This is a genomic window from Patulibacter medicamentivorans (assembly GCF_000240225.1).
In the GTDB taxonomy this organism is placed as follows: domain Bacteria; phylum Actinomycetota; class Thermoleophilia; order Solirubrobacterales; family Solirubrobacteraceae; genus Patulibacter; species Patulibacter medicamentivorans.
Genome location: NZ_AGUD01000127.1, coordinates 1 through 4991, shown reverse-complemented (window position 1 = coordinate 4991; position 4991 = coordinate 1). Strand labels below are relative to the sequence as shown.

7 protein-coding genes and 1 pseudogene are annotated in these 4991 nt (G+C 76.6%); 2 read left to right on the top strand and 6 right to left on the bottom strand.

Features of this window, described 5'->3' with window-relative positions; translation table 11 throughout:
* A pseudogene (locus PAI11_RS27800) lies at positions 1-232 on the bottom strand (hypothetical protein); the annotation flags it as partial.
* Positions 233-335: 103 nt separating this feature from the next.
* On the opposite strand from PAI11_RS27800, the gene PAI11_RS09860 reads away from it, so the two are divergent.
* Positions 336-980: a hypothetical protein gene (locus tag PAI11_RS09860; protein ID WP_007573783.1), complete on the top strand. Its 645-nt coding sequence runs from the start codon at positions 336-338 to the stop codon at positions 978-980.
* A 12-nt stretch (positions 981-992) separates the two neighbouring features.
* On the opposite strand, the gene PAI11_RS09855 is transcribed toward PAI11_RS09860, so the two are convergent.
* The 4 genes from PAI11_RS09855 to PAI11_RS09840 form a co-directional block, all read right to left on the bottom strand.
* Positions 993-1739: a 2-oxo acid dehydrogenase subunit E2 gene (locus PAI11_RS09855; protein ID WP_007573781.1), complete on the bottom strand. Its 747-nt coding sequence runs from the start codon at positions 1737-1739 to the stop codon at positions 993-995.
* 76 nt (positions 1740-1815) lie between these two features.
* Positions 1816-2505, bottom strand: coding sequence for a class I SAM-dependent methyltransferase (locus PAI11_RS09850; RefSeq protein ID WP_007573779.1), 690 nt, complete (start codon positions 2503-2505; stop codon positions 1816-1818).
* 46 nt (positions 2506-2551) lie between these two features.
* A complete protein-coding gene (locus tag PAI11_RS09845; protein ID WP_007573777.1) occupies positions 2552-3634 on the bottom strand; it encodes a dihydrolipoamide acetyltransferase family protein in 1083 nt (360 codons plus the stop codon).
* Positions 3635-3775: 141 nt separating this feature from the next.
* Positions 3776-4339, bottom strand: coding sequence for a metallophosphoesterase family protein (locus PAI11_RS09840; RefSeq protein WP_007573774.1), 564 nt, complete (start codon positions 4337-4339; stop codon positions 3776-3778).
* A gap of 80 nt (positions 4340-4419) precedes the next feature.
* Here PAI11_RS09840 and PAI11_RS09835 point away from each other — a divergent pair, with 80 nt between their 5' ends.
* A complete protein-coding gene (locus PAI11_RS09835) occupies positions 4420-4677 on the top strand; it encodes a hypothetical protein (RefSeq protein WP_007573772.1) in 258 nt (85 codons plus the stop codon).
* A 51-nt stretch (positions 4678-4728) separates the two neighbouring features.
* Here the strand turns inward: PAI11_RS09835 and PAI11_RS27025 are convergent.
* Positions 4729-4991: hypothetical protein (locus PAI11_RS27025; RefSeq protein WP_040599602.1), on the bottom strand; the 263-nt coding region annotated here is incomplete at its 5' end.

Below are 4991 nucleotides of genomic sequence, written 5' to 3'. Positions count from 1 at the left end.
GGTCGGGCGCGGCCGCGGGGGCCGGGCGCCGGTCGTCGTCCTCCGGCGCCGGCGCGGGGTCGGGCGGGGTCGCCCGCAGTTCGTCCGCGGGCTCGTCCTGGGGCGCCGGCGCCCCACGGCGGCGGCGGACGGGGGTCTCCCAGTCGGCGTCCCCCCAGTCGTCGGCCGTGCGCCGACGACGCGGCTCGTCGCCACGCGGGGGCGGCTCGGAGGGAGGACCGTCGGGCGCCACGTCACTGGACGGTAGACGACCGCGGCGCCGACGACGCAGGACGTCGGCCAGGCGGTCGCCGCGGCGCTCGTCAGCGGTGGTCGATCGGGGTACCCTCAGGGCGATGGCGCAGGCACCGACCCGAGGCGAGCGCGGCCGTCGCGAACCGCCGCTGTGGGTGGCGCGGCTGCGCTGGCGGCTGCGCGGATCGAGCGCCCGGATCGGGTTCGTGGTCGCGGTGGTCGCCGACGCCGTGCTGCTGAGCGCCCTGCCCCTGAGCGGCGAGGGCGGGCCGCTGATGGGCGCGTTCCTGCTCGGCGGCTTCCTGAACCTGGCGCTGGTGATCGTCGGCGGTGGGATCGGGTCGCGGGTCCTGCGCCGCCGCGATCCGTCGCTGCCGCGGCTGGTCGCCCGCGACCGGGCGGCGACCTACGCGATGCTGCTGGGGGTCGTCGCGATCACGGCCGGCGGGATCGTCCACCGGCCGGCGCTGGTCGCCGAGCGCCAGCAGACGCAGCGGATCGTGCAGGCGGCGCAGAGCCTGGCCGCGCGCGAGGGGCCGGCGTCGATCCAGCGCGACCAGGTCGACCTCCGCCGCTGGACGGACGACCTGTACCGCGCGTGCATGCCGAACGGCCAGCCGGGCCGCGCCTGGTGCGCGATCGTGCGGACCGACAGCGGCGATCCGATCGCCCGCGCCGATCCCGACGCCCGGCCGAACGCCGAGGTCGGCGGGATGGCCGGTCCGCGGCCGGTCTCGCTGCGCTGAGCCCGCGGGCGGTCAGCGCCCGAGCAGCGGGCGGGCGTCCTCGAGCAGCCCGGCGACCCGCCGCAGGAACGCGCCGCCGTGCGACGGGTAGATCGCGCGGTGGTCCGCGGTCAGGGTCAGGGTCAGGAGGTGCCGGGGGACGAGCGCCTCGCCGACGACCCACGGCCGCCGGCGGATGGCGCCGACCGCCAGGGCCGCGCCGGTCCCGGGAGGCATGATCGCGTCGAAGCGGTCGGGGCCGTCGGAGCCGCCGTCGACGACCGCGAAGGTCGCGCCCGCGCTGTCCGGCGCCCGCAGCGTCCCGTCGTGGGCGCGCGCCGTCACGTCGCGGCGGCGCGCCGCCAGCTCGGCCAGCGTCGCCGCGTCGGCGTCGAGCAGCGTCGGCAGCACGATCGCCCCGCCGTCGAGGTCGATCGCGAGCGCGACGTTGGCTCGCGACCACGACTCGAGCATGCCGTCGCGCCAGGCGCCGTTGACCCGCTCGTGCCCGCGCAGGGCCTCGCCGACGGCGGCGACGACCGCGTCGATCGGCTCCGGCCGTCCCTCGACGTCGGGCAGGAGCAACCGCAGCTCCTCGACGTCGACGTCGACGCTGGCGGTCCAGGTCGGGACGGTCGCCCGGACCTCGGCCAGCCGCCGGGCGAGGGCGGTCTGCGGCTTCGAGGGGATCCGCGTGGTCACCGTCCCGCGCTTCGTCCCCTCCTCGACGGACACGCCGTCCTCCGGGGTCCTGGTGGCGATCTCGGTCGGCTCGGACATCGGTCCGACGAGGATCGCACGTCGGATCGCCCGGCGGCCGGCGCCGGGCGACCGGCGGCGCAACGTCGCCGCGGCGTCAGCCGGTCTGGCCGTGGTGGTCGCGCGGGCGCCGCAGGACGACCCGCAGCCGGCGGGTCGGCGGCTGCCGGCCGTCGTCGGCCAGCAGCTCCGGGTCGCCCGGCTCCAGCCACGGCTCGAAGAGCGCGACGACCTCGGCGGCCGTCAGCGGCCACGGCATCGCGCCGGGCTCCTCGTGCTCGTCGCGGCCGTCGCAGAGCACCAGCACCGTGCCGCCGGGAGCGACGGTCTCGGCGATCCCGCGGGCGGCGGCCGGCCGCAGCTCCGGGGGCAGCACCTGCAGCGTGTAGGCCTCGAGCACGAAGTCGAAGGCCCGGTACCACTGGGGCGGCGTCGCCAGCACGTCGGCCAGCACGTAGCGCACGCGCGAGGACGGGAACCGCAGCTGCGCGTGCCGGATCGCGGTCGGCGCGATGTCGAAGGCGACGACCGCGAAGCCGAGCCCGGCCAGGTGCTCGGCGTCGTCGCCGAAGCCGCTGCCGACGGTCAGCGCCTGGCGGCCGCTGCCGTCCAGCCCGTGCTCGTCCGCCCACTCCACCAGCCGCGGGTCGGGCACGAGCTCGGCCCAGGGGATCGCCTCCGGCGGGGTGGTGGCGTAGAGCTCCTCGAACCAGCCGGTCGCGTCGCCCCGGGCGAGCGCGGCCGCGGCCAGCTCGCGAGCGGCGCTGCGCTTCGCGTCGTCGTCCACCCGAGCCATCGAATCAGGTCGGCGCGGCCGGTGCCGGCCAGGCGGACTAGAGCGCCAGCCCGCCAGGGTGCTCGAGCAGCGCCCGCACGCGATCGAGGAACGCCGCGGCGTGGGCCCCGTAGATCACGCGGTGGTCGCTGGTCAGGGTCAGCGACAGGATCGGGCGCAGGACCGGCTCGCCGGCGACCGGGACGTAGCGCTGCTGCGAGGAGCCGACGGCCAGGATCGCGCCCTGGCCGGGGCTGATGATCGCCGTGAAGTGGGCGACCCCGAGCATCCCGAGGTTGCTGATCGTGAAGGTGCCGCCGCACAGCTCGGGCGGGGTGATCTCGCCGGTCCGGGCGCGGCGGGTCAGCTCGCGGGTGCGGGCGGCGAGCACGCCGAGGGTCAGCTCGTCGGCGTCGGCCAGCACCGGGACGACGAGCCCGTCGTCGTCGGTGGCGACGGCGATCCCGACGTTGACCCGCTCGGGCGTGACGATCTGCTCGTCGACCCAGGCGCTGTTGATCCGCGGGTGGTCGCGGAGCGCCAGCGCGCAGGCCTTGACGATCAGGTCGTTGACCGACGGCACGCGGCGGCCGGACGAGCCGCCGGCGACCGCCTTGAGGTCGGCGCGCAGGGCGAGCGCCGCGCTCATGTCGACCTCGACGGTGACGGTGAACTCGGGGATCTCGGTCCGGCTCTGGACCATCCGCCGGGCGACCAGCCGCTCGATCCGGGTCGGGTCGCGGCGGCTGGCGGCGGGCGCCGCGCCGGTGGCGGGGGCGGCGGGTGCCTCGGGCGTGGCCGCCGGGCCCTCCCGCGGCGGGTCGGCCGGCGGGGCGGCGGCCGCGTCCTCGGTGATGTGCTCGGCCGCTCCCACGACCCCGGCCAGGTCGGCCGCCGACAGCTCCTCGCCCTCGACCTCGATCAGCCCGATCAGCGCGCCGAGCGGGAGCGTCGCGCCGGCTCCGGCGCCGATCCGCAGCACCCCGGCGACGTCGGCGGCGTAGGCCATCGTCGCCTTGTCGGTCTCGATCTCGACGATCTCGACCCCGGGGGCGACGGCCGTCCCGTCGGGGACCAGCCACGAGACGATCGTGCCCTCCTCCATCGAGTCCGACAGGCGGGGCATGAGGACGGCGGGCATCGCGGTGCCGCTACTCGGACGTCAGCGGGCGGGGCATCGAGCGAACGCTAGGGCCGCGCCCTTCGCGCGACCCGCGGCTTCACCGGCGTAACCCGACGGCCGGGGGACACCCGGTCGTCGGGGCAGCGGCGGGCCGGGCCCTCAGGCGCCGCGCTCGAAGAGCGCGAAGCGGATGCCGTCGGCGTCGATCAGGGCCTCGCCGAAGGTGTGCACCGGCCAGCGGTGCCGGCGATCGGTGAGGCTGCCGGGGTTGAAGACCTGGAACCCGTCGGCGGGATCGATCTCGTGCTCCGGCACGTGGCTGTGACCGAAGATCACGGCGTCGTGCCCCGGGAACCAGCGCCGCAGCCGCCGCAGCCGTCCGCGGCGGTCGCCGCCGTCGTGGACGACCCCGATCCGGTGCCCGCCGAGCTCCAGCGTCAGGGTCTCCGGCAGCAGCTGGCGCAGCGGACGGTCGTTGTTGCCGAGCACGACGTGGACCGGCGGGCCGAGCGTCCGCAGCTCGTCGAGCGCCTGCAGGTCGCAGAGGTCGCCGGCGTGCACCACCGCGTCCGCGTTGCGCAGCCGCGGCAGGACGTCGTCGGGCAGCGACCGTCCGCGGCGCGGGAAGTGGGTGTCGCTGATGATCGCGACGCGCAGCGTCGCGGGATCGCGAGCCGGGGCGCCGTCGGGGGCCGGCGAGGACGACGGTCGGTCCGTGGTCACGGCGACACAGCGTGCCCGATCGAGGGCCGACATGGTGTGGACGCAACGACCTGCCCAGCCGGGGTCGGTAGCCTCGCCGGGTGCGAGTCGCGCCGATCGAGCCCGGTGACATCGTCGAGGTCGACAAGAAGGGCCGTCGGTTCCTGGCGCTGGTGCTCGGGTTCGAGGGCGACAGCGTCCGGATCGAGCCGGTCTGCAAGGGCGTCTCGTGGCGGACCGCCAGCGCCCGCGAGCTCGTCCGCCACTGGAAGAAGGCGGCGCGCCGGCGCTACCAGCGCGATCCGGACCAGCACGAGTCGCAGCTGGACCTGGGGCTGGAGGACGACGGCGCGGCCTAGGATCCGGTCCCGGCGCCCGCCGCGGTGGGCGGGCGTCCGGTCCGGCGTCGATCAGGGGGCGGTGGTGCGCAGCTTGCCGCCGCTGGTGAAGTACTCCGGGTGGATCGCGCGGAGGTCGTCGTCGACCTGGAAGGCCCGTAGGATCGAGCTGCACTCGCCGCTGGAGGATGGTGCCGGGAGGGTGCTGCCGGCGAAGGTCCGCCAGACCGTGCCGGCCGGTCGCAGCGACCCGTCGAGTCGGGCGAGTCCGTAGTAGTTCTCGGCCAGCTGCAGGCGGTAGAGCAGGTCGGCGGTGTTCGGGTACCCGGCCAGCG

Bases quoted from the DNA above. Each gene is read 5' to 3' on its own strand.
- PAI11_RS09855 (WP_007573781.1), bottom strand. From the start codon at position 1,739: ATGTCCGAGCCGACCGAGATCGCCACCAGGACCCCGGAGGACGGCGTG.
- PAI11_RS09860 (WP_007573783.1), top strand. From the start codon at position 336: ATGGCGCAGGCACCGACCCGAGGCGAGCGCGGCCGTCGCGAACCGCCG.
- PAI11_RS09845 (WP_007573777.1), bottom strand. From the start codon at position 3,634: ATGCCCGCCGTCCTCATGCCCCGCCTGTCGGACTCGATGGAGGAGGGC.